Here is a 24804-nt window from a genome sequence, read left to right on the forward strand (position 1 = left end):
GTCCTAAGGTAGCGAAATTCCTTGTCGGGTAAGTTCCGACCTGCACGAATGGCGTAACGACTTCCCCGCTGTCTCCAACATAGACTCAGTGAAATTGAATTCCCCGTGAAGATGCGGGGTTCCTGCGGTCAGACGGAAAGACCCCGTGCACCTTTACTATAGCTTTACACTGGCATTCGCCAAGGCATGTGTAGGATAGGTGGTAGGCTTTGAAGCAGGGACGCCAGTTTCTGTGGAGCCATCCTTGAAATACCACCCTTATCTTCGTGGATGTCTAACCGCGGTCCGTTATCCGGATCCGGGACAGTGTATGGTGGGTAGTTTGACTGGGGCGGTCGCCTCCGAAAGAGTAACGGAGGCGCGCGATGGTTAGCTCAGACCGGTCGGAAATCGGTCGTCGAGTGCAATGGCATAAGCTAGCCTGACTGCGAGACTGACAAGTCGAGCAGAGACGAAAGTCGGTCATAGTGATCCGGTGGTCCCGTGTGGAAGGGCCATCGCTCAACGGATAAAAGGTACGCCGGGGATAACAGGCTGATGACCCCCAAGAGTCCATATCGACGGGGTTGTTTGGCACCTCGATGTCGACTCATCGCATCCTGGGGCTGGAGCAGGTCCCAAGGGTATGGCTGTTCGCCATTTAAAGCGGTACGTGAGTTGGGTTCAGAACGTCGTGAGACAGTTCGGTCCCTATCTGCCGTGGGTGTAGGAATATTGACAGGATCTGTCCCTAGTACGAGAGGACCGGGATGGACGTATCTCTGGTGGATCTGTTGTCCTGCCAAGGGCATAGCAGAGTAGCTATATACGGAATGGATAACCGCTGAAGGCATCTAAGCGGGAAACCAACCTGAAAACGAGTGTTCCCTATCAGAGCCGTGGAAGACGACCACGTTGATAGGACGGGTGTGGAAGCACAGCAATGTGTGAAGCTTACCGTTACTAATAGCTCGATCGACTTCTTCGTTCCCATTGAATATGTTCATCAAGCCAAGCTTGATGATCTGTTCTGTCCTGACGCCCGAAGGGCTCCGGACGGGCCGCGCCACAGGGCGCGACGACCTCTGGTCTGTATGGCTGCCATGCTCATTGTTGAGCAAAGGTGGAATACCGACAGGTCACAGAAAGACGTGTAAATTAAATAGAGCGTTCAGCTCTCCAGCTTCTCGAAACAACAGTTTCCATGTGAAAACATGGTCTGTGATCGCTTGGATCAGACGTTGCCTCATATGCGAGGTGACCGTATGGCCAATTGGTGTCCCCTGTGAGCGTCAAGCGAACAGGATAAGGTACACCAATAAACAAGCAATCATATGATCCATGCGAAACGCATGGATCATATGTTGCGTTTTGCCGACCTGGTGGTTATCGCGGGGCGGCTGCACCCGTTCCCATTCCGAACACGGCCGTGAAACGCCCCAGCGCCAATGGTACTTCGTCTCAAGACGCGGGAGAGTAGGTCGCTGCCAGGTCTGCAAAACGCAACACAAAATCTTCTCAATCACAAAAGGGGCACAAAGCCCAAATCAAAAGGCCGCAACAGCGGCCTTTATGCTATAATAAAACCATCAACGCGGGGTGGAGCAGCCCGGTAGCTCGTCAGGCTCATAACCTGAAGGCCGCAGGTTCAAATCCTGCCCCCGCAACCAAATATCTTCAAGACTGTCAAAGGGCTCCGAAACAACGCGGAGCCCTTTTTGTGTTTTGCGGAAATTGCCATTCAGCGCGGCCGCGCCCCAGGCAACACTCACTTCCTTGAGATGGATAAAACCCTCGAGGGGGAATTTTTGCACATCCATGAATGTTCCTAACCGCTGTTGCTGACCCAATGAATCGGTAAACAGCGACGCCGGTAAGACGGACTCCAGCCCATCTGGGAAGCACTCATTAGCGCTATCTAAGAAAAACGTTCCCTGCGTGAGGCCGGCCCGGTGTGTTTAGTTTTTGAATAGCAATCCTTGTCTTCACTGAGGCAGATAGGCATCGCCTCCTCTGGCAATGATGTCTTCCTCGCTGAGGGACCGATGCCAGTGCGAATAGAGCACGACGCGGTCACGGGGAAGCCCGACCTCCTTCCTCAGATGGCGATGAATTGCGCTGAATGCTTTGTGTTCGCATCCGCCCCAGAAGAAGATGCCCGCCGGACATTCCGGCCATTGAATGGAGCGAATTGCGTCCTGAAGCAGCGTCGTTGTGCCTGCACCCTTGCTGTTGCGATACAACCATTGGATCGAAACGGCGCTGGAAGAGGAAAGTGGCAGTTTATCGGCGGGTGTGTCGATTTCGACGAAGGCATGGCCGGTAGCCGTCGGCGGCAGATATTCGAGAATTCTGGCAATGCCTGGCAATGCGGTCTCGTCGCCGGCGAGAACGTAGAAGTCTGCCGGTGCCGGGCCATTCGCCGCAGGGCCCAGAATGCCGACGACGTCGCCCGCTCGTGCATTCATCGCCCACAGGGTCGCGGGACCGGGATGGGCATGGAGCGCGAAGTCGATTGTGATTGTCTGTCTGGCCGTGTCGATGAAGCGGATCGTATAGACGCGCGTCGGAACCGCAATATTGTCCTGCCAGACGACATGCCCGCGATGGTCAAGTAGCGGCCAGCGTGGCGCGGCGATGCCGCGTGGCTGGAAAATGAGACGACAGTGAAGCTGATCTTTACGGTCGTAACGTTCGAGGTTTTCCCCCTTGAAGACGATCCTGCGAAAGCGGGGCGACATGTCCTCAATGGTCTGCACCCGCAAAATGCGCAGATCGTCGGGTAAGGCGGGGTCCGCATGGTCGCCCTCCCATTGAATATCGAGATTTTCACGGGCGGCGATGAAACCGATCGGCCCGACCAGAGCATGTTTCAGCCGGTTCAGCCCGCCGGGATCGGCGGCTTCCGCCGTCAACCGAAAACCGTTTCCGGTCGCCTCGAATGTGGCGTCGCCGAATGGCGAATGGATATGATGAATGCCACCTGCCTTTTCGACGGTCATGTCGTGCGTTGCAATCGATTCAACAATCGGTTCGATATAGTCGTCGATCTTTTCAAACTGGACCGCGGCATGGGCGCGGTATCGGTTGTTGCTGGTCGATGGCATCGGGCGTGGCTCCGTGTCTCAGATCGCCGCCCACAGCGGTCCCTTTATGGGAAACGCCGCGAAGTCGCGATTGATGGTGTCGAGAATGGCGGTTGGATCGATATCGGCACATCGATCCGGATGCAGCCATCTGGCTGCCTGGGCGATAAACAGGACGTTGAGGGGCAAGTTGGTAATCAACCCGGTCCATATCCCGTAAACACGCTTTGAACGAACGCTCGGCAGATGTTCGAAACCCGGGCGCTCGATCAGGCGCTGCAATCCCTGTCGGCCAAGTTCAGTGTCGATTCCGGGGCCGATGGGCGGACGACCGCCCGAAGCCCAGCCACCGCCGGAGGCGATATAGACCTCATGCGGCGTTGCAACAAGATATTCGAGCGACAGCTTCTCGAACCACGGCGCGACCACGCCTGGAAGCGGCTGACCACCGGCCAGAGCCAGCAATTCGCCCCAGTTCTTTCTGCCCGCCGCCCAGCAGCAGTCGTCAAGCGTCGACTGGACCTCGAGATAGGTCGTGACGGGCTTCGCACCCGAAACGCGCCTGGCAATGCCCGCCAGTTCCCGCTCAACAAAGGCGATGTAGGCCTCGGCTTTGTCTGAAGCATCCAGAAGTGTTCCCCACATGCGCAGGGACGCTTTCATCGCATCAACCGGGCCGGTTGCCCGCTCCTCATCGGCCGCGTTTGAGGAGGCGTCGCTGAACACCACCGGAATGCCGATCTCCTTCAGCCTCTGCAGCAGGGAATTCTCATCACCCTGCGGCGTCATGAAGGCGGTGGTCACGATCAGGTCGGTAGACAGGGCGATCAGCCCTTCAAGGGAAAGCGTGTCCGGGCTCAGCGTCCCGACCGTGCTGACGGAATGGCCGTTCAGCAGGATCGTCTGCAATTCACCGCTGTCGAGCCGATCGACGGCTGCCCAGCCCACGACCAGCGAAGCAGGATCGCGATGCAGGAGCGACATCGTCAGCAGGTCATGCGCCTCCAGCAGAACGATCCTTTTCGGCAGGGCAGGGAGGTGCACCTCGCGCCCCGCCATATCCCTCACGGTAACCGGCTGCTCGGCTTCAGCGGGCTGAATGCCGGAAAGAATGCCGGCTGCCGCAAAGGAGATGCAAAAACCTCGTCTCGTTATGATCACAGCGACATCACCATTTGTATCTGAGGCCGGCGAGCACCGTGCGGCCGTTGCCGTACTGGCAATAATATTCGGAACTGCAGGAGGAGTAATAGTCCTTGTCGAGCAGGTTGGTGACGTTCAGTGTCGCCTGCAGCCCCTTGAGTTTCGGGTTCGTTGCTCCAAAATCATAACGAAGTGCAGCGTCAAGCAGGGTATAGCCATCGGCTTTCACCGTATTGGTATCGTTACTATAGCTGGAGCCGACGAAACGCATGCCGCCGCCGATGCTTAAGCCCTCCAGCGCACCGGATGAGACGGTGTAGTTCGCCCAGAGCGAACCGTAATAGCGCGGCACGGCCTGCGGCCGGTTGCCTATGATCGATGTGATGCCGGATTCGGAAACGTCCGTGTCGAGCAGGGAAACCGCAGCGATCAGTTCGAGATTGCTGGTGAGGTTTCCTCTCGCCTCGAACTCCAGCCCGCGGGAGTGGATTTCTCCCTGCTGTTCGTTGAAGCCTGATGAGGCGTTGTAATAGACCACATTCTGCTGGCGAATATCGAAAGCAGAGAGCGTGAAGATGGCGTCCAGCCCTGTAGGCTGGTATTTGACGCCCACTTCATATTGCTGTGCTTCCGTCGGCTTGAACGGACTGCCATTGGCGCCCACGCTGGTGGAAGGCTCGAACGAGGTGGAATAACTGACATAGGGCGCAATGCCGTTATCGAAAAGATAAAGCAGGCCGGCGCGATAGCTTGTTGCGCTGTCGGACCGTTTTACGGATGTTCCGGCGAGGAGATTGTCAGTGTCCTGACGGGCCCAATCGTGCCGCACTCCGAAAACACCGCGCAGCCCGCCGATCTCGATCTGATCCTGAAGATAGATGCCGGTCTGGCGAAGCGACTGATCACTGTCGATTGCCGTCATGAACGGGCCGATCGGTTGGCCGTAGACGGGATTCGCCACATCAAGCGGCGTTGCACCGCCCAGCAGATATTCCCAGCTGCTGCTTGAGTGCTGAATGTCGAGGCCGGTAAGAAGCGTATGACCGATGGCACCGGTTTCGAACTTGAATTCAGCCTGGTTGTCGAAGGAAAAGCCTTCGACGTCCTCGATGGAATGGACAGCCCAACGGGGAATAATACCCGTCGCGGACATTGGCCCGTTCATCTGGAGCGAACGCATATCGGTATCCACGCCGGAATATCGGAAGTTGGAGCGAACAGTCACCTGGTCATCGAACCTGTGCTCGAACTCGTAACCGGCGCCATACTGGGTACGCCTGAACGTGTCGTAGTTCGGGTCCCCGACATTCAGGTCCCGACTGAGGAAACCGGCATAGCCTGCGGGCGCCAGAAACTTCGGATAAAGCGAGTTGAAATAGCCGCCTTCCGGATCGCGCTGATAATAGCCGGAAACAACAAGCGAGGTATCCTCGTCCGGCTGCCACTTGAGGGATGGCGCAATGCCGAGACGCTTTTCATCCACATCGTCATAGCGTGTGCCGGAGGAGCGGCCAATAATGCCAATGCCATATTGCCATGTTCCATCCGTAGTGATGGGGCCGGTGGAGTAAAGACCGCTCTGAACCCTTCCATCGGTCCCGACTTCAAGTCTTGCCTCGTTCGACTGCACGCTCGATGGTTTCCGACTGACCTGATTGACAAGGCCGCCGGGGCTCACCTGGCCATAAAGAAGTGCTGCCGGCCCCTTCAGGACGTCGATGCGCTCAAGGAGAAACGGATCAATGGAAGGTGTTGCAAAGGCCTGACCACGTTGAAGTTTCAAGCCATCCAGATAATTCACATAATTGGTCGCCGTGCCGAACGCGCCGAAGCCACGCAGAAATACGGAATCGTAACGCGAGTTCGAGTCCCGATCTGATAACACACCGGCCGTGTAACGCAGCGCCTCACTGACCGTTTGCGGGTTTTGGTCGTCGATCTGTTTGCGCGTTACGACCGTAACGGATTGCGGCGTTTCCGCTAAAGGTGTTCCGGTCTTTGTTGCCGACCGAGTGGACTTGGCGACAATCGCTGCGGATGTCCCAGCGGCGCCGGCATTGCCCTGCACAACGATTGTTTCCAGTTGTGTGCCCTGCTCTTGAGCCAGGGCATGGGTTGCCGCCAGAAAGGTTGTGGCTGTCAGAATGTTTTTAAAGGAGAGACCTTGCTTCACTATTCGCCCCCATGGTCGAAGCTTGGGAAATCTGCTAGAGTGAATAAATCAAACGGGACCGTCCTGTCCAGTTAATATGAAGATCTTGGTCAACTTTTATGTTGGCAATCCTGCTTGACGTCTGCAAACAGGCCGGGCACGGGCAAGTGCGGAGGAAATCTGGTGTCGGAAAGAACAAACGTGACAGCGCGGGTGGGTCGTCCCTTGAAGGCGGAACAGAACGCCGCAGCCGAAAGGATAATCGACGCGGCAACCACGCTTTTTGCGACGCGGGGTTTTGCCGGCACGTCCATGGAGCAGGTCGCTTCGCAGTGCGGCGCAGGCAAGGATACTGTCTATCGCCGCTTTCCCTCGAAAGTCGCCCTGTTCGAAGCCGTGGTGGAACACGCACACGCCCGAGCGGTGGCGCGGCTGAAAGACTTGCCGATGGCACAGGGCAACGCTCTTGAGCGCCTGCGGACCCTGATGCGCGAACTGCTGCATATCAACATGGAGCCGGACCTCATTGCGCTGAAGCGCATTACCTTCAGTGAAGCTGTCGTGTTCGAAAAGAAAGCACCGATCCCGCCGCAACCCGATCCGATCATGAACCGGCTCGTCGATGCCGTGGGGGCAGCGCAGGATGCGGGTATGGTTGCAGCCGGGGATGTGAGCCTGATCGCCAATCATCTCATCCACTGTCTTGTCGCATTGCCCACCTCATCGGCGATGATGGGCAGCGCCGAATTTGATACAAGACAATCTGTCGATCTATATTTCGACAGGACCTGGAACTGGCTCTATAGAGGGATATCGATAGAAAGCTAATGGTCTTGCAATCGAGTTGCTATCGCAAACACCGCGAAGCAGCCTGCTGTTGATAAGTAACCGCAATTCCAGTCCGGTTCGTGAAAAAGGTCAGTTCGGTCCGGATCAAACCAAATGATACGTTTAAGCTAAGTTCCTGGTTGGCGTGAGGATCGCCTGCTTACGGAACTTTGTAGTAACAGGGTCACAGGTTCGAGTCCGCTCAAGTTGAATATCATCCGAGATTTGTCCGCCCTACGGAGTCGGCCCGTAAGGCGGAGGGGTACCTTTCAATCTTCTGAAGCGAGAGAGGATACGCCGCAGGATCTACCGTTCACGCGATGAAGCTCGCCAGGACGTGTTCGACCACAGCTGTCGCCCGTCGAGTTCGAGAAGCAGCAGAAAATCTAACCCGAGGGTGTCTACGAAAATCGGGGCTATTCAGAGGGTGTTGTCGTAACCTGTATTAACACGGCAATCTGTATGGTCTTCGGCGGCAGATCTAAGGCAATATTTGAAGAACGGAAGCTAAAAGCATGTTGCATCCCGCTATGCTATGTTCAGGTTCAACATGCTCTGCCTCGTTGTGACTGAGACCGTCGCGGCACGGAACAAAAATCATGGCTGACGGTGCGACCCTGTTCATGAAAAGCGCATCGTGAAATGCGCCCGACAACATGCGTTCGGTCGAAAAATCGCGCTCCTGTGCGGCGCGGCCCAATGCCGAGACGATGTCATCCTGGAAATTCGCCGGCGGCATGTCGAATATCTGTTCAATCGTCGCTTCGCATTTTTGGTCCATCGCAGCTTCGTGCACGATTGCGCGGATTTTACTCTCCATTTCGTCGAGTGTTTCTAATGATGGATGTCTGATATCGACGGTAAAAGTCACGGATTGTGGAATGGCGTTGACGGCACCGGGCTGCAACGCCGTTCGGCCGACGGTGAACCGGGCCGCAGGATCCAGCGGCATCATGGCGGGGAAAAGCGATCCCAGCGCATTGACCGCGGCATGAAAAGGATCACGTCTGTATGCTAGGGCTGTTGTGCCGGCATGAGCGGTCTGGCCGGTGATTGACACCTCCAGCCAGCGTGTACCCTGTATGCCCGTCACAATCCCGATGGGCACGCCTTGTTTTTCAAGGGATGGACCCTGCTCGATGTGAACCTCGATATAAGCGAATACCGGAAAACTGAGATCGCGCATGGTGGCTTCCGGCAGGCTTTTAAGGGTGGCGTCGAGCTCATCTGCAAAACCGGCTCCATCATCCGTTGCCACAAGATGAAGCCAGTTGTCCGGGATACTGCGAGAAGCAAAAGCCATGGACCCCATGCATCCGGGAGCGAAGCGGCAGCCTTCCTCATTGGTGAAGGCGACCACCTCAATGGGACGCTCTGTCTCAATTCCGAAATCTTCAAGTGTTTCGAGAACCTCGAACGCCGAAAGCGTCCCCAGCGCTCCATCAAACCTGCCACCTGAGGGCTGGCTATCCAGATGGCTGCCGATCAGAAGCGGTGCAAGGCGCTCGTCGCGGCCGCTCCTGCGGATGAAAAGATTGGCGACGGGATCCTGAAACACGGAAAATCCCCTATCAATGGCGAGTTTCGCCAACAGCCCTCTTGCCTCGCGATCCAGTCCGGTCAGGGCCTGCCGGTTGACGCCGCCCTTTTCAGTCGCGCCGATCGCCGCAAATCGATCAAGATTTGCCAGAAGTCTTTCGCCGTTGATCGAAAGTTTTGCCATTGCTGTCTCCTCTTCAGCCATCGAGGCCGGGCTGAGCCGCTGCAACGAAAGAACGTACCCGGGACAGTTCGACGGGGTTCCACCAGACGCCGCCTTCCTTCAACGATGACGCCACGATTACGCCATTGGTGCGTTTGAGGATTTCGATAATATTGCCTTCGTTGACCCCTGAGCCGACCAGAAGCGGCAGATGCGTGGCCGCGCCGATCTCCTCGATCTCTTCAAGAGGCGCGCTGTTTCCGGTGCGCTGGCCTGTCGCTATGACGGCATCGGCGTCGAAGAAGGCGAGATCGCGCGTCAGTTCATCGATGGTGCGATCCGCCGTGATGGCGTGGGCGCCGTGCTTGACATGGCTGTCGGCAAAAACCTTGATGTGCTCCGCCCTTAGCAATGAACGGTAGCGCATCGCCTCGGCTGCACGTCCCTCCATGAAACCCTCATTGGCCACATAGGCGTTTGCCCACTGATTGACGCGGATAAATTTTGCGCCGCCCGCCATGGCGATTGCAAGGGCAGGGATGGGAGCATTGGCCAGCACATTGATACCAACGGGCACGCCGGCGGCGCGAACGATGCGGTCCGTCACCACGCTCATGAAGGCTGAGGTTTCCGCTCCGATATCGTCTGGTTTGGAGAAGGGAACGTCACCGTGGTTTTCGACGATCAGACCGTGCATGCCGCCTTCAACAAGGCGTTCGGCGTCGCGCATGCACGCATCGTAGATCGCATCCATGCTTGCGTTCCGATAACGCGGCGCTCCGGGAAAGGCCGGGCAATGTATCATGCCGATCAGCGCCTTGTTGCGACCGAAAATTTCCTTGATAGCATTGGCCGCGTTGTCGGATATGGTCTGCATTTCAGTCCCTTTCGAAAGTTTTCCATGCGTGCCTTTGTTATCGGCAATATCGCACTTGATGAAACCTATTCCATTGCCGCACTGCCTGAGGCAGGCGCTTCAATCTTTGGCGAGCAGGCCTCGCGCAGTCTCGGTGGCAAAGGCTGCAACCAGGCCATTGTTCTTTCGAGATGCGGTGTCGAAACGACGCTCGTCGCCGCCGTCGGCAGCGATGAGCGTGCGATTGCGATCGAAAAGGCACTCACCCGCGAGCGCCTGACACCGAAGCTCATTTCCGTCGATAGCCCCACCAGCGATATCTCCATCATCCTGACCACCCCCGACGGTGAAAACTCGATCATCACTACCCGTTCGGCAGCGGCAGCGCTCGATCAAAAAGCTGCCTTGGACGCCCTTGCCGTCGCCGTCTCCGGTGACCTTCTCGTTTTGCAGGGCAATCTTTCGGAAGAAACGACCCTTGCCATTCTCAATGCGGCGAGATCGAAGGGACTAAAGACGGCTTTCAATCCGTCGCCGCTTCAGCCCTGGTTTGCAAGCGTCCTGCCGTTCATCGATATCGCCGTCCTCAACCGCCTCGAGGCCGAGGCGCTGACGGGTGAGAGAGGGTCCGATGCCGGAGCGTCCCTGCTGTGCGCCGGTGTCGGCCTCGTCATCGTCACACTCGGCGGACAAGGCTGTGCGCTCGTTTCCGCAGAAGGCGCTATCGAGGTGCCAGCTGCGCCCGCCACAATCGTCGACACTACGGGCGCCGGCGATTGCTTCACGGGTGTTGCGCTCGCCTCCGCCATGCTTCGCGGCGTCGCCGTGGATGCGCGTGCCCTTGAGGATGCCGCGAGGGCCGCAGCCATCACGGTTGGCCGTCGGGGCACACAGGATGCCTTTCCCAGCCGTCAAGAACTGATGACCATTTTGCAGGCGTAGCCGCTCTGGTCACGGCTTTTCCGTCAGCCAGCCGAGAATGTTCTTCCACAGCCGCCCATAGCCATCCCATTCGCAGAAGGCTGGAGAAAGCCAGTGCGGACCAATGTCGGATGTCCATGCGGCCGTGCGGCCCTTGCCGAACCGACCGGTGATGAGCAGCGGATGGGAACCCTGATCTTCCGGCAGACGGGCAACCACCTCGACATCGGCGCGGTCACGCACCTCAACCTCGTTCACCCCCAGCAGAAGTGGCCATTCGCCGGAAAGGCCCGCCACGGTCGGATGGTCGGGTTTCAGAATATCGGCCGTCGAGCCCTCAGGAATTTCCACGCGGTCGTCCCATGGAAGGCAGGTGACGGGCAACGTATCTTCCACCGGCGTGCGGCGCCAGCGGGCCTTGCCATCGATGCCCTGGAAAGAGAAGTAGCCGCCGACCATCAGCACGCCGCCGCCCTTTTCCACCCATGCCTTGATGAGCTTCAACCGGTTCGGCACGGTTTTGGACTGCAGCCAGACGGCCGGCGGCAGCAGGAGCGAATTCGCACCGATATCCGAGAGGATGATGGCGTCATAGACGTCAAGCCCTGCCATCTCGAAGGGAAACTTCTCCACCGCATCGTGGGCGGTCATGTAAGTCAGCTCATATTCGCTGCCGTCGAGCGCCTTCACCAGCGGTTCTGCACCGAGATGAAACGTCACGCTGCCAAATTGATCGAAGCCCTTGTAGTGGGTGGCGGAGCTGACCCAGCTTTCACCGACGAGGAGCACTTTTTTAGTCATGATCTTTCCATTTCCATAGGTTCGTCAGGTCTTTGCCTGGAAGGCCGAGCGCGGATTATCCCGCATGAGGGTTTGAAGAGTGGCGTCGTCGAGGCCATGCCGTTTCAGACGCGGCAGGAAATGCTTGAGAATGTAGGCGTAGCCATTTCCGCCATACCGCGTCAGCATCATTTTCAGGAAGACGTCATGAGAGAGCAGAATGCGGTCGAGGTAACCGCCCTCCACCAGCGTGACAATCGAACGGGCAGCATCCTCGTCGCTGGGGCACTGGACCTGCTGGTCGGCGTAGAAAAAATCCATGCCGATCATGTCGTATTCGATAAAGGCGCGGCGGTCTGCGAGTTCGCTCTGGTAGGCGATATCCGCATGGGACGGGTTCATATGGCAAAGAACCGTATGGTTTAGATCAGCACCTTCGTCCGCGACGATGTCGAGAACCCTGTGTCCCAGCCGAAGCCATCCTGGCAAATGAACCATCAGGGGAAGGCCGGTGCGAACCTGCGCCTGCGCCGCTCCCCGCAGGGACTTTTCCTCCGCTGCCGTGAAATCCGCAGAAACGCCGATTTCGCCTATCAGCCCTATGCGGACATCGGTTCCGTCAACACCATGGAGCGCCTCATGCACGATCTCGTCGGCTATGGCGCGGACCGTGAGCCCGGTCACCTTTTCAGGGTGAGACGAGGCAAGGTAATAACCCGCTCCCATGACGATGTTGAGCCCGGTTGCCTCTGAAATCCTCCGAAGCGCCAGAGGATTTCTGCCGATGCCCTGGCAGGTCGGTTCCACGATCGTATGCCCGCCGGCTGCAGCGAAATCCTTCAGTTCCAAAATGGCCAGCGGCTCGTCATCCAGCGTGATATTGTGCCTGTTGACGAAAGGGTCCTGACGCAGTTCGCCGAGGATCTCCATACAGACGAAGCCTTCGGCAAGATATTGCCGCTCCGGTGTCGTGGGAGCATGCCACCAGCAACGGCAATCGTTTAGAATATGCTCGTGCATCAGCGTGACGCCGAGTTGATCCGCAGCGATGGGGCCGCGCACGGTCATGATTTTCCCCGACCGGATATGCCCTTCAGACAGTTCCGAACTCATCGCATCAGCCCTTTCTCTTCGCGCCGAGGCGGAAGTTCGCGGTGAAGATGCGCGTATTGAGCCAGATGGCGGCAAGGATGATGGCGCCCGTCACGATCTGGGTGAAAAACGGCGAGATGTGCATGAGAATAAGACCGTTGCCGATAACGGCGATGGTCATGGTTCCAAGCACCGTGCCGAGGATGGTGCCTCGCCCCCCCATCAGCGATGTGCCTCCGAGAACCACGGCCGCAACCACCTGAAGTTCGAAACCGACAGCGGCATTCGACGAGCCGGATCCTAGTCTGGCGGCAATCATGAGGCCGGCAATTGCCGAAGCCATACCCGCGGCCAGATAAACCGAAGCGAGAATCCATTTTGCTGGCATTCCCACACGGCGCGCGGCTTCCAGATTGGAGCCGACGGCCACCACACGACGGCCATATCGCGTGCTTGAAAGGACGATATAGGCGATGATCGTGACGAGGATTCCGATCAGTGCCGGAACCGGCATTCCGAGAAGATCGCCTCGACCGAGGTAAAAGAACCCCGGCGCTTCAGGTATGGGAATCGAATACCCCTGTGTAATATACAGCGCCACACCACGCAGGATGGAAAGACCGGCGAGCGTTACGATGAACGCAGGAATACCCTGATAGGCGATGAACCACCCCTGCACCAGTCCGAGCCCTCCGCCGAGAACCAGCATAGCGACGATAACCAGCGGCCAGGGGTAACCGGCTGCGAGCAGGATGGCGCCGACGGCGTTGATCAGGGCGACCATCGAGCCGACCGACAGGTCTATGCCGCCCGTTATGATGACGAATGTCATGGCGACCGAGACGATCAGGATGGGAGCGGCCTGGCGGACGACATTCAAAAGGTTACCGGCGGTCAGAAACGTATCCGTCGTAACGGAGAAAAACACCATGCACAGGACAAAAAATGCCGTGATGGACAGGACTTGCGCGTTTTCGGCGAAGAAATCCGAAAGCGGCGAGCCTTTGGCGCGTTCAGTATAGACGGTCAATGGCGCTGTCCTCCCACGATCAGCCTGACGAGATCCTCGAGGCTGGTTTCGTTGATCTGCCGTTCCGCCACCTTGGTGCCCTCATACATGACGGCGATGCGGTCGCAGACGCGAAACAGATCCTGAAGGCGATGTGTGATGAGGATGACCGAGACGCCCTTCGCCTTGACGCGATTGATGAGCGAAAGCACCGCTTCCACCTCCGCAACGGCAAGTGCTGACGTCGGCTCGTCCATGATCAGGACTTTCGGATTAAAGGATGCCGCCCGCGCGATGGCGATCGCCTGGCGCTGACCGCCGGAAAGTTTCTCGACTTTGGCGGTGAGACGCGGAATGCGGATTTCCAGCGCGTCCAGCATCTTGCGGGCTTCCGAAAGCATTGTCGGACGGTCGAGAAACGGACCTTTGGTAATTTCTCGCCCGAGAAAGAGATTGCCCACCACATCGATATGATCGCACAGGCTGAGATCCTGAAAAACCATTTCGATGTTGCGGTTGCGCGCGTCTGCGGGACCTGAAAAGCGAATGGCCTCGCCGTCCATTGTGATCGTACCGTCGTCAGGCAGGTAGGTTCCGGAAATCACCTTGGTAAGGGTCGATTTACCCGCCGCATTGTCTCCGACGAGACCCAGGCATTCGCCGGGGAAGATATCGAGATCGACGCCGCGAAGCGCCTGATGCGAGCCGAATGTCTTGCGGATATTGCGCAGTGAGATACGCGCTTCACGATCGGGTTGCCGGGAGAGAACGTCTCCCCCGGCGCCGTCGACAGCGCCTGTGTGCTGTCCGGCCATCATCATTTGAAAACCGCGCGGTAGGGTTCGACATTGGCCTTGGTCACGATCGTTACTGGCACGGCAATGGTCTTTTCGACGGCGCCGCCGTCGGCAACCGTCTTGAGCGCCTTGACCGCAGCGGCCCCCATTGCAGAAGGATCCTGCTGGATGACACCTGCGACATAACCTGCATCGATGCCGGCGATCGCCTGTTTGGTCAGGTCCCAACCGAAGACCTTGATGTCTTTCTGCTTGCTCTGGCTTTCAACGGCAGCGACGGCGCCCAGAAGTGCCGGCTCACCGGTGGCGTAGATAGCAGTCATGTCCGGATTGCCGGTGATCAGGTTTTCCGCGGCCGAAAGTGCGGTATCCTGAACATTCTGACCATCGACGACGCCGGCGGCCGTGACACCGGCCTTGTCCTTGATGGTGTCTTCAAAACCCTTCTGACGGATGTTCTGGATGAAGGAGTTCAGCGCGCCGACGACGCCGATCTTCGCCTTGCCACCCATGTCCGACTTCACGTAGTCGAGGAAAAATTGCCCCATGTCGGCGCCTGCCTTGCCATTGTCGACGCCGATCTGCGCTTTTTGCGGGCCTTCCGGCAGAATGGCGTCGATCGCGACGACGGGAATGTTGGCGGCGTCCGCCTGTTTTACGGCCGGCATGATGCCGTTGACATCGATGGCGACGACAGCGATGCCGTCCACCTTCTGCTGGATATAGGTTTCGATCGCGCTGTTTTGGGCTGCGGGATCGTTATTGGCATTGAAGATCACCAGCTTGACGCCGGCTTCCTTGGCCGCTTTTTCTGCGCCCTCGTTCATCTGGTTAAAAAACAGCGCCTGCTGGTTGATCTGCACCAGGGCGATGGTTTTTTCGGCGGCGTTGGCAAGCCCGGCAGACAAGGTCGCACCGGCAAGAACGGTCGCAGCGAGCGCTGCAGAAAAATGTCGACGTTTAAAATTCAGCATTATCGTTCTTCCTCTTTTGGTTTCGTTGCTTTTTATTTGATCGCGGGCGGCGCAACGGATTCTCGCACGACGATTTCGACGGGTAACAACTCCTCCGATAGCGACGGAGGCTCCTGATCCCAATTGGTTTCAAGCAAAAGCGACAGGGCGCGCTGGCCGATGGCGCTGACGGGCTGGCGAATGGCGGTAAGCGGCGGCGCAAAGAGATGCAGCGGCCCGACGTCGTCGAAACCGATCATCGACACATCCTGTGGGATACGCACGCCTTCGCAACGCAGAACCTCGACAAACCCGATGGCGATTTCGTCCGAGCTGGCGAAAACCGCCGTTGCCGGGCGCCCCTCATCCAGAAAGCGGCGCGCGGCAGCCCGGCCGAACTCCACCGTATATGCGCCGCAATATCTGGAAATCGAAAGCTCTGCCTCCGCCACCCGCTCGGTGAGAGCAGATTTGAGGCCGTGAAAACGACGCTCCGTACTGATCATCTCCTCTGGTCCACCGACGTAAAGGACACGTTTATGCCCATGTGTCGCCAGATGCGCGCCGGCCAGGCGGCCGCCCTGCTCATTGTCGCAGAAGAGTTTCGGCACGGTGGCGCCAGGAACATCTTCATCGACCACCACGACCTTGCCGGTGGTGTTGATCAGTTCTGCCAGTTCATCGGTATTGGGGTGGTTCGTGATGAAAACGAGGCCGTCGACATGATTGCGGGCAAGCAGGCGAAGATAGGACAATTCCCGGCCTGTACGGTTCAACGTGGCGAAAAGCGAAAGGGCAAGTCCGCGCCTGTCGGCTTCTTCTTCGACGGCCGCAACGAGCATGCCGAAAAACGGGTTTCCAATATCAGGAACGACAAGGCCGATCGTGTCCGAGCGTCCCCGGCTCAAACGTCTGGCATGAGGATTGGGCACGTAACTGAGTTCGCGGATAGCGGCCTCGATGCGCGCTTTCGTTTCTGGCGGCAGCTCCAGCGTACCGTTCAGAAGCCGCGATACGGTCGCAACTGAAACGCCTGCCGCCCGGGCAACGTCTTTCAGACTGGTCGCATGGTTTCGCGCCATCACACTCCCGCTTTCTGTTCCACTTTATCGGGCCTTTCCGACCTCTGCTTGGCTTGTAAATCGATTTACTAAACCGCTTTACAAAGAAGTCTAAAAGCCCGGCCGAGTCAACATGGTTTTAACGCCTCTTTAAATTTGTCTGTTTCACCGGAGCCAGATCAAGGGGCCTGAAAGCCCGCGCCGGAGCCTCGAAGCTTCATCTCTCTCCAGGATCTCGAAAAGATAAGGAAACCCAAGTATGGCGGGTCTCCTCATAAACGCTCTGACTTGGTTCCATGGCACCTGAATCCTCAAAACAGCCCAGGGCGATGGCGACGAGATTGGGCCGAAATTCCGGCATCCAATAGACGGTCGATCCACAGGCGGGGCAGAAGCGGAACTCCAGGCTCTTTCCGCTATCTCCAGGGCGCATGTAGGTTTGGTATTCTCCCGACGCAGTAACTTGATCGGCTTCATAAAACACCGCGACACCGAACGCTGAGCCGGTACGATGCTGGCATGCACGGCAGTGACAAACGGAGACCTTGCGGGGTTCTCCGTTTGTCACCACAGTTAGCTGACGACATGAGCAAAGGGCCAAGCGCACAATATTGCTCCCAGTTCTAAATCCGGATTTTTCGACTCTTGATATGCCCGACCACAACCGTATCGGGGCAGTTGACTTTGATAAAGGTAACATTCGGGATGGATATTGAAACTTCTTCGCCGACGATTTTGGTCGTTGCTTACAGTTTTCCATAGGTTCCAGTATTAGCCCACCTTTCCCGTCGGTGTTCGCAGGGTTGTCCCGATCATGATCATCCTGACGGCATCTTCCGCTGCGCGCGCCAGAAGCTTCGGTGCCGATGAGATCGCGTCCTCCAGCGAGCAGGGTCGGGTCAATATTGAGGCGAAAGCATCGATCCCGCAATCGAAATTGAGCCTGACACCCTTGCCGATCGTGCCTGCAAGGGCAACGACGGGAACGCCGGCCGTCTTGGCACGGCGGGCAATTTCAGCCGGAACCTTGCCGAAAGGTGTCTGCCCGTCGAGGCTTCCTTCCGCCGTGATTACGAGGTCGGCATCGTGGAGATAATCGTCAATGGTGAGATATCGCATGACGATATCGTAGCGGGGATGAAGTTTGCCGCCGAGTAGTCCAAGAACGGCTGCCCCCAGTCCGCCCGATGCGCCGGCGCCGGGTGCGGAGCCGACATCGAGGCCGGTGGCGTTTTCGATGCAGGCAGCATAGGTTTCCATCGCCGCGGCAAGCTCTTCCACCTGCTCCGGCGTTGCGCCTTTCTGCGGGCCGAAAACGCGCGCGACGCCACGCTCGCCGAGAAGCTGGTTGTGCCAGTTGACCGCGGCATCGATGCGGACGTCAGACAGGCGCGGATCGCGTTTGCTGAGATCGATGCGTTGAAGTTTCGTCAATGCCGCACCGCCGCGGTCGATCTCTTTGCCGGAGGCATCGAGCAGTCGAACACCCAGCGCCTGGGCCATGCCGGCGCCGCCATCATTGATGCCGCTGTCGCCGCAGCCGAGCAATATCCGTCTTGCGCCGCCGTCGAGTGCCGCGCGCACGAGTTCGCCGACACCATAGCTCGTCGTCAGGCAGGGATTGCGGCGGTCGCGCGGAACAAGGCTGAGACCGGCAGCAGCAGCCATCTCGATGACCGCCGTCGGCTCAGTGCAGCCGCCGAGAAAGCCGACAAAGGCCGGGACGGGTTGTCCGACCGGGCCAGTCACCGTTACGGGGTGGATCGTGCCATTGGTGGCGCCGATCAGTGCCCGGGTGAAACCTTCGCCGCCGTCGGCCATGGGCGCCTTAATAACGACAGATCCGGGGAATGCGCGCAGAACACCTTTTTCAATGCAGTCGGCGGCCTGCTCCGCCGAGAGACTTTCCTTGAAGCCGGAGGGTGCAACAACAACGTGGAAGGGCATGGGACGATCCTTTCATGACAGGTATGTGACATTGGGGAAACGTGTTGGCCCGACGGTTATTCCGGTGATTATAAAATTTAGTCGGATAAATAAAAAAGGCCGCATTTCGCGGCCTTTCGTTTGTTGTAAGCCATTGCCTGTGTTAATTTTTCTGGAAGATTTCCAGCATCGGCCACAGCAATGTGGCCGACAGGATGAGCAGGAATATGAAGGGTGGCAGGAGGAAATAACCGAGCTTGCGCAGATCGGTGTGGGTGAAGGCCGCGGGCTCCATGCCACCGAACAGCACCACCGGTTTTGCCGATACCATCGTCATCTGGCAAAAGCCGCTTGCCAGTGTCACCACCATCACGAGGGTGGCCGGATCAACGCCGAGGCCGGACAAGGGCAAGGCAAAGGCCGGAACGAGAACCGTGACCCGCGCCGTGCGTGAAGTGATTATCAGGTGGGAAAAGGTAGCCGCGATCACGGCAAACGAGATGATGACTATTGGTGCGGTGATCAGGCTCTGGCGGAAAACCGCCACCAGCCGATCCGCCAGCATCTGCGCCGTACCCGTTTCGATCAATGCCTCGCCGATGACAAGCGTGCCGGCCATGAAAAGAAGCAGGTTCCACTCGACGGTTTTCAAGGCTGCCTTTAACGCCATGCCGGAAACATTCGGCATGCAAAGGACAAGGGTCGCCACCATGCCGATCAGCGCCATCCCGATGCCGTGAATGGACTGGGTGGCGAACATCAGGACGGTGCAGAAAACCACACAGGCGACGGCGATCTGTTGCCGTGAGAAGGGTGCAACACGGTCCGGTCCGGCTTTGCCGCCGGGGGCCATGTCGCGTTCCTCTTTCGTCAGAAATACGTGTAACAGTATGGCGCAGGCAATCAGGCAGGTGGCAAGCGAAAACGGGCCGGCCAGCACCAGCCAGCCGATGAAATCCGGTTGAGCCCCGGTGAGGCGGGACAAAAACCCTGCTGCGACCAGATGCGCGCCGGCGCCGATCAGCGATGCGCCGGCCGAGAGGAGGATGATTGTGGGAAAGAGCAAACCGAGGGCGCGTGCGATCCGGCTATTGTCGATCGCGGCGGAGAGCCCGAGATAGACCGGCATAAGGATCGCGGCCCTCGCAGAGGTGGAGGGAATGATGAACGCCGTGGCGAAAGTGAGGAGCGTCAGCATCCAGAACATGCGGCGTATGCTGCGCATGCCTGGCATCAGACGGGCTGTCACCTGCTCGATAAGGCCCACGTTCCGCAATACGCCGGCAATCACGAAGGCTGACAGAAGAAGCCAGATGATGTCATTGCCCAGCGACCGGTAAACCACATCCTCCGTTATGGCGCCAACGACGGCGAGCGCGATGGCTCCGGTCAGGGCAACCGGTGTTTCGGGCAATTCCAGGACCGTCCAGGCGACGATGGCGGAGAAGAAGATGAAAAGCGTTGCCCGCATCGGCATTGTCAGGCCATCGATTGCCAGAAAGATCAGCACGGCCGCAAAGGCAACCAGCAGCGCCGCAACAACCTGTTTGAGGCGTCGGACGGAAACCGTGGCCTCGGTTACAGCAACTGTCGTTAGTTCCTTCTTCGAATTTGTCATTGGCAGGGACATGAGGTGCACCACCACTTGGCCTCCTTTGAATTGCGCCGTCATCAGAGGGCAGTTTCGGATCGGGAGGCGGGCGGGCGGCCCGGATCTCCCCGTGTCCGGTTATGAACGTTCGATGACGATGGATATTCCCGGACGAGGTAAGTTTTTGGAATTGAGGAGGTGATCACTCAATAAATTCTCTTCATCCGGAATAAATCCGCACTGGCTGCGTTCTTCGGCAGGTATCGACGTTGAAACATGGAAGGAGAACAGCCGTGAGCCAGGTTTTTACCCCGGGCAAAGTGGCCTTACTTGCAAGCCTTACATTGACGGTCGCTGCGTCTCAGGCGCATGCCATACCCGTGCAGCCGCCGCTATCGCGGTGACAATGAGAGCTGGCCGAGGTTTCGAGGCAGTTCCCGCGACGACGATGATGGTGACGATGACGATGATTGATATCGCGTCGGCAAATTCGGATTGTCATGCCCGGCCTTGCGCCGGGCATTTTCATTGCAGGCATAGATGAACGGCGTCAGGGATGACCGATGCCGGCTCACTCAACTCTGACATAGCGCCCGGGCATTCAGGAGACCCCAGCCGAAAATCGCGTCCTTGCCCGGTGCGCCCATGTCGCTTGCCGACTGCGCCAGAGCATCTGCCACATCCTTCGGCAGCATGCCGGGATTGGCGCCCAGTATCAACGAGGCCGCTGCCGTTACGAAGGGGGCGGCGAAGGACGTGCCGTTCTTCTGTCTGCCGCCGGAAACGGAGGCGGCCGTCCACACGCCGACACCGGGGGCGGCGATGTCGATATGGTCACCGCGCACCGCGCGGCGATATGGTTTCATGTCTCTGTCCACGGCTGTAACCGCAATGACATCCGCATAGGCGGCGGGGTAGACCGGCCTGGCGTTCGGACCATCATTGCCGGCTGCGGCGACGAGGATCGTGCCCTTGCCTATTGTCGCGCCCACCGCCTTTTCGAACAGGATGTTGGGCGGTCCGCTCAGGCTGAGGTTGATGATCCGGATGTTGCGGGTGGCCAGCACGTCGAGCGCCCGAATAAGATCGTATGTTTCGGCAATATCGGCTGTCTTGCGATAACGCTGGAAGGCATCGATCGCGATCAGGTGGCCGCGGGGAAGGAGGCCCGGCGCACGGCTGCCTGCGGCTCCGACAAGAAGGGCGGCGACCGCCGTTCCATGCTGGACGCCGGATGGCGGTCCCGCACCGTCTTCAAGCTGCACGACCTCGATCATGGCGCCAGCGAGGGAGGCGTGTCCGGCGTTTATGGCGGTATCGATGAGGCCGATCGGCAATGGCGCTGCACAGCTTGCCGCCTGATCCCGGCCGCCATTGAGAGGCCAGCCGACAATATGTCTGACGAGCCTGCAGCCGTCACCCGAACAGGAAGAGGCTTCCCGTTGTTCCGGCCGATAAAAATGATTGAAATCCACGGATGCGGAAGGTGCTGTCGCGATCACGGCCTGTCGGGCAGCATCCAGCGTCATGCCCCGTGGTATCGTCAGCTTGACCAATTCGCTGCCGGTGAGCGCAATGGTCGTTCGTTCATCAACAACAAACCCGTCCTGCGTCAGGTTTGTAATCGATGCGTCATCGAGGCCGAGCGCCAGGATTTTGTCGGGTGCGTGATCCGGAATGGCCACGGCCCTTCGCTGCTGCGGCCTGCGCTCCGCACGCTGGAATGGCCAGCCGAAAAGCGAACGCAGATCGCCACGGGGGCGCCGGTCGTCGCTGCCGCGGTCTCCGCCACCAGACGAGCCATTATACCCGCCACCACCGTCGTCATCGCCGCCGCCATCGTTATCATCGTCGGCAAATGCCGCGGCGACGCCGGGCGCCATGCCCGCCGATTGCAGCAGCGGCAATGCGGTCAGTGAACCGGCGGCTACGAGGATGATGATGCAAAACCCGAAACGAAGCGGTGCAATCTTCGACAAATGGCTATCTCCGGTAGAAAATACACTCGAAACATTCCGAACATGTGTGGGGATGTTACCTCAGGTAGACGTTTGTCTCGACAGATTATTCCGTTCCATGTCAAACAAATGGCATGACGAATGATACGTTCACAGTGCCGCAGCGGCTGGTCGGGTTCCTGCCGAACCTGCGCCGATTTGCGATTTCGCTCTGCCATTCGCGTGAATTGGCCGATGACCTGGTGCAGGCTGCCTGCGAGCGGGCGATCATCGCCGCCGACAGTTTTGCGCCCGATACCCGCTTCGACGCGTGGATGTTCCGCATCCTGCGCAATCTCTGGATCGATCACCTCCGCCGCGTCCGGACCGCCGGCCCACAGGAGGAGATTGAGAAGGCTTATGACGTATCGGTCCCTTCGGGGGAGGCCGCAACCCATGCGCGGATGGAGCTGATGGAGGTGGTAACGGCCCTGCAGCAGCTTCCGGAAGAGCAGCGCGAAGTGCTGGTTCTGGTCTGTATCGAAGAACTGAGTTACCGCGATGCGGCCAATGTTCTGTCCATTCCCATCGGCACTGTCATGAGCAGGCTGGCGCGGGCACGCAAACATCTGGCGGAACTGACAGGAATAAGTCTCGGGGAGAAACGTTCGTCCGACAAGAAAGGCAGCGTTGCATGACTATGGAACATTTTGACGACGAGACATTGATGGCGTTTGCCGATGGTGAACTCGACGAGGCGACCAGTCTGCGTCTGGAGACGGCGCTTGAAACGGATGAAGCGCTTGCTGAACGGCTTGTGGTTTTCCTCGAAACCCGGGTCGCGCTTGCCGCCGCCATGAAACCGCTGATCGATGAGCCTGTGCCGGATGCGCTTGCTGCGTCGGTGCGCCGCATGGTCGAAAAAGCCGAAGCCGGTCCTTCCCGTGCGGAAGACGACAACATCATTGGGTTCCGGAGACGGGAAAAGCCGGAGGCTCCTCGTCCGGAGCAGCACTGGTTGATGCCTGTTGCGGCATCCATACTCGCTATCGTTACGGGTGTCGGCGGTTTCATGGCCGGGCGCAGCAGTGTCGAGCCCGGCTCATCTTTCGAGAGCGCACTATCTGCCGCACTCGACCGTCAACCTTCCGGTAGCGATATCGTACTCGGTCAATCCGAAGGGCTGCGCATCGTCGCGAGCTTTGTCGACAGACAGGGCGAACTTTGCCGCGAATACGAGTTGAAACGGCAGCAGGAGAGCACGGTAACCGTTGCCTGCAGATCCGGCGGCACGTGGGTCACGCGTCTCGCACTGTCGTCTCCAAGGACTGACGGTTACGTTCCAGCGTCTTCGCAAGAGACGATCGACACCTATCTGGCATCGATCGAAGCCGGCACACCGCTGTCCGCTGAGGAAGAACAACGCGTGCTGGCGCGCAGGCCCGAATAGCTTTCCTTGAAACGACGGATGTCAAAAACACGGCAAAATAAAGCCATCCCAGCGAAGCTGAGGAAGCTTGACGACCAGCCGTGCTCTAGCAAATTTGCTTGAATCTTGACTAAGTCTTACAAGTTTTTGGGCAGACAGAAAACGGATCGAAAACGCCAAAAGATATATCAGAAAACAAATGCTTGGATGCAGGGAACAAATATCTTCATTTGACGGAGAAAATTCCCATTCCGCTCAGCTCCCCGCTACCTCGCGGGTACGGCGCACCCCGACCCCTCCGCCGCCAAATATTATGCTGCTCCGGGGCTACAGGTTTTGATGCGGTCCGATAATCAGATTTTCTGTGACTGACCTATTGACCCCTTCTCCATAAATGATTTATCGTTATGTAATAACGTAACGAAAGGCTTCTTGCAGAGTTTTTACACCCGTGAGGGTAGTTGACAGTGACCGGCGGCAGTGTAGGGTCCATCCGTCATGGTTCTTCCGCCACCCGGCGGAGCTAAGAGGGAATCCGGTTAAAGTCCGGAGCTGTCCCGCAACTGTAAGCGGTGAGCCGATCGCCCACGATGTCACTGGCAGCGATGCCGGGAAGACGGGTGAGACGGCCTCGACCCGCAAGCCAGGAGACCTGCCTGACATCATGTAATTCCGTGGTCGGGGGGTGCCATGGGAATGATGGCTGTTTCCGGTCTTTCGCCGGAGACCCTGTCATTTTCGACGCCGCCTCGTGAATGAGGCAATGTGACAGACAGTATCCAACCAACCCAATACGAGCCGTCCGCGCCCGACGCCGTGCTGCTGGTCGCGAAGTCGGCCTTTGCCGCCGCGCCTCATCAGGACATGCAGCGTCTGGCAATGCAGGCTGAGGGGCTTTGCGGCGCAAGGACCGTTCGCATCGCCTTCACGGAACAGGGAACACCGTCACTCCGCGAAGCGCTGTTTAATCTGATCGATGAGGATGTCAGCCATATCCTGATCATTCCACTGATGCTGCCGCTGGAGCCCAGTTTTCACAACTGGATGACGAAGACACTGAAACGATGGCGGGCAGGCGACGTCAGGCCGTGGCCGTCCCTTTCCATAACAGCAAGCCCCACAGCGAGCAGCCTGATGGCGCGCCTGCTTGAAGATCTTACCGAAACGGCGCAGCCACTTGATCTTCCGGCGTCACTCCGGTCCGCCGGCGAGGGCTCTCTGGTGCCGGCACAGAAACGCCGCGTGCTCGTCTGCCAGGGTGGTCCATGCAATTCGGCGGGTGCGGATGCGATCTGGGGCCATCTGCGCAACCAGCAGGAGCGGCAGAAGCTTCGGATTGCGGGTGAGGGCACCATGACCGCCAAGTCCACCTGTCTTGGCCCCTGCAACCTTGCGCCCGTCCTGCAGGTCTTTCCCGAGGGCACCTATTATGGCGGCGTCACGGAAGAGGCAGTCGATCGCATCGTTGCCGAACATCTGCTGGGTGGCCGCGTCGTTGACGATTTCGCCTACCACCCGACCGGCCGCAAACAGCGGCTTCGTAATCTGTCCGAATAGCATGA

Annotated in this window: 20 protein-coding genes, 1 tRNA gene, 2 rRNA genes and 1 riboswitch (1 of these 24 running past the window's edge); of the genes, 8 read left to right on the plus strand and 15 right to left on the minus strand. The window is 58.3% G+C overall.

The genetic code is table 11. The features are described 5' to 3' along the window. The 3 genes from CFBP4996_RS20250 to CFBP4996_RS20260 form a co-directional block, all read left to right on the plus strand. A 23S ribosomal RNA gene (locus CFBP4996_RS20250) occupies window positions 1-967 on the plus strand (it extends 1830 nt beyond the left edge of the window). A gap of 390 nt (window positions 968-1357) precedes the next feature. Next, a 5S ribosomal RNA gene (gene rrf / locus CFBP4996_RS20255) occupies window positions 1358-1472 on the plus strand. Window positions 1473-1572: 100 nt separating this feature from the next. Beyond that, window positions 1573-1649, plus strand: a tRNA-Met gene (locus tag CFBP4996_RS20260). A 315-nt stretch (window positions 1650-1964) separates the two neighbouring features. Here the strand turns inward: CFBP4996_RS20260 and CFBP4996_RS20265 are convergent. From CFBP4996_RS20265 to CFBP4996_RS20275, 3 genes are read right to left on the minus strand one after another with little or no spacing between them, the layout of a single operon-like run. Continuing rightward, the gene (locus CFBP4996_RS20265) at window positions 1965-3086 is read right to left on the minus strand and encodes a siderophore-interacting protein (RefSeq protein ID WP_080854040.1); all 1122 of its coding nucleotides are present in this window, start codon (window positions 3084-3086) and stop codon (window positions 1965-1967) included. An 18-nt stretch (window positions 3087-3104) separates the two neighbouring features. After that, a complete protein-coding gene (locus tag CFBP4996_RS20270; RefSeq protein WP_205529283.1) occupies window positions 3105-4226 on the minus strand; it encodes an ABC transporter substrate-binding protein in 1122 nt (373 codons plus the stop codon). A gap of 7 nt (window positions 4227-4233) precedes the next feature. After that, complete coding sequence (locus CFBP4996_RS20275) at window positions 4234-6381, minus strand: TonB-dependent siderophore receptor (protein ID WP_080854039.1); 2148 nt, start codon at window positions 6379-6381, stop codon at window positions 4234-4236. Between the two features lie 162 nt (window positions 6382-6543). On the opposite strand from CFBP4996_RS20275, the gene CFBP4996_RS20280 reads away from it, so the two are divergent. Next, window positions 6544-7188: a TetR/AcrR family transcriptional regulator gene (locus CFBP4996_RS20280; protein ID WP_233283578.1), complete on the plus strand. Its 645-nt coding sequence runs from the start codon at window positions 6544-6546 to the stop codon at window positions 7186-7188. Window positions 7189-7669: 481 nt separating this feature from the next. Here the strand turns inward: CFBP4996_RS20280 and CFBP4996_RS20290 are convergent, their stop codons facing one another. Both CFBP4996_RS20290 and CFBP4996_RS20295 read right to left on the minus strand, forming a co-directional pair. Beyond that, window positions 7670-8911: a Zn-dependent hydrolase gene (locus CFBP4996_RS20290; RefSeq protein WP_080854038.1), complete on the minus strand. Its 1242-nt coding sequence runs from the start codon at window positions 8909-8911 to the stop codon at window positions 7670-7672. 13 nt (window positions 8912-8924) lie between these two features. Beyond that, window positions 8925-9767, minus strand: a complete 843-nt coding sequence (locus CFBP4996_RS20295) for a BtpA/SgcQ family protein (RefSeq protein ID WP_080854037.1) — start codon at window positions 9765-9767, stop codon at window positions 8925-8927. 24 nt (window positions 9768-9791) lie between these two features. Here CFBP4996_RS20295 and CFBP4996_RS20300 point away from each other — a divergent pair, with 24 nt between their 5' ends. After that, window positions 9792-10688: a ribokinase gene (locus tag CFBP4996_RS20300; RefSeq protein WP_080854036.1), complete on the plus strand. Its 897-nt coding sequence runs from the start codon at window positions 9792-9794 to the stop codon at window positions 10686-10688. 9 nt (window positions 10689-10697) lie between these two features. Here the strand turns inward: CFBP4996_RS20300 and CFBP4996_RS20305 are convergent, their stop codons facing one another. The 10 genes from CFBP4996_RS20305 to CFBP4996_RS20350 form a co-directional block, all read right to left on the minus strand. Further along, entirely contained in the window at window positions 10698-11468 is a 771-nt protein-coding gene (locus CFBP4996_RS20305) for a glutamine amidotransferase (RefSeq protein WP_080854035.1), read from the minus strand. 24 nt (window positions 11469-11492) lie between these two features. Continuing rightward, on the minus strand, window positions 11493-12560 hold the full coding sequence (locus CFBP4996_RS20310; RefSeq protein ID WP_080854034.1) for a phosphotriesterase family protein: 1068 nt from the start codon (window positions 12558-12560) through the stop codon (window positions 11493-11495). Between the two features lie 4 nt (window positions 12561-12564). Beyond that, a complete protein-coding gene (locus CFBP4996_RS20315) occupies window positions 12565-13569 on the minus strand; it encodes an ABC transporter permease (RefSeq protein WP_080854033.1) in 1005 nt (334 codons plus the stop codon). Then, window positions 13566-14369, minus strand: a complete 804-nt coding sequence (locus CFBP4996_RS20320) for an ATP-binding cassette domain-containing protein (RefSeq protein WP_080854032.1) — start codon at window positions 14367-14369, stop codon at window positions 13566-13568. The genes CFBP4996_RS20315 and CFBP4996_RS20320 overlap by 4 nt, the downstream gene beginning before the upstream one ends. Continuing rightward, complete coding sequence (locus CFBP4996_RS20325) at window positions 14366-15319, minus strand: ABC transporter substrate-binding protein (protein ID WP_080854031.1); 954 nt, start codon at window positions 15317-15319, stop codon at window positions 14366-14368. Before CFBP4996_RS20325 ends, CFBP4996_RS20320 begins: the two co-directional genes overlap by 4 nt. Window positions 15320-15351: 32 nt before the next feature. Further along, complete coding sequence (locus tag CFBP4996_RS20330; RefSeq protein WP_080854030.1) at window positions 15352-16380, minus strand: LacI family DNA-binding transcriptional regulator; 1029 nt, start codon at window positions 16378-16380, stop codon at window positions 15352-15354. 196 nt (window positions 16381-16576) lie between these two features. Beyond that, complete coding sequence (locus CFBP4996_RS20335; RefSeq protein WP_080854838.1) at window positions 16577-16969, minus strand: GFA family protein; 393 nt, start codon at window positions 16967-16969, stop codon at window positions 16577-16579. Window positions 16970-17130: 161 nt separating this feature from the next. After that, entirely contained in the window at window positions 17131-18306 is a 1176-nt protein-coding gene (locus CFBP4996_RS20340; protein ID WP_080854029.1) for a glycerate kinase family protein, read from the minus strand. A gap of 142 nt (window positions 18307-18448) precedes the next feature. After that, a complete protein-coding gene (locus CFBP4996_RS20345; RefSeq protein ID WP_233283579.1) occupies window positions 18449-19930 on the minus strand; it encodes an SLC13 family permease in 1482 nt (493 codons plus the stop codon). A gap of 521 nt (window positions 19931-20451) precedes the next feature. Beyond that, window positions 20452-21855: a S8 family serine peptidase gene (locus tag CFBP4996_RS20350; protein ID WP_233283580.1), complete on the minus strand. Its 1404-nt coding sequence runs from the start codon at window positions 21853-21855 to the stop codon at window positions 20452-20454. 113 nt (window positions 21856-21968) lie between these two features. On the opposite strand from CFBP4996_RS20350, the gene CFBP4996_RS20355 reads away from it, so the two are divergent. The 3 genes from CFBP4996_RS20355 (at window position 21969) to CFBP4996_RS20365 (ending at window position 24799) form a co-directional block, all read left to right on the plus strand. Beyond that, complete coding sequence (locus CFBP4996_RS20355) at window positions 21969-22511, plus strand: RNA polymerase sigma factor (protein ID WP_080854028.1); 543 nt, start codon at window positions 21969-21971, stop codon at window positions 22509-22511. Then, entirely contained in the window at window positions 22508-23263 is a 756-nt protein-coding gene (locus CFBP4996_RS20360; RefSeq protein WP_080854027.1) for an anti-sigma factor family protein, read from the plus strand. Before CFBP4996_RS20355 ends, CFBP4996_RS20360 begins: the two co-directional genes overlap by 4 nt. 460 nt (window positions 23264-23723) lie before the next feature. Continuing rightward, window positions 23724-23916, plus strand: a riboswitch (cobalamin riboswitch). A 91-nt stretch (window positions 23917-24007) separates the two neighbouring features. Then, complete coding sequence (locus CFBP4996_RS20365; protein ID WP_233283581.1) at window positions 24008-24799, plus strand: (2Fe-2S) ferredoxin domain-containing protein; 792 nt, start codon at window positions 24008-24010, stop codon at window positions 24797-24799. Window positions 24800-24804: the final 5 nt, after the last annotated feature.

Source organism: Agrobacterium leguminum (assembly GCF_005144435.2).
Classification (GTDB): domain Bacteria; phylum Pseudomonadota; class Alphaproteobacteria; order Rhizobiales; family Rhizobiaceae; genus Agrobacterium; species Agrobacterium leguminum.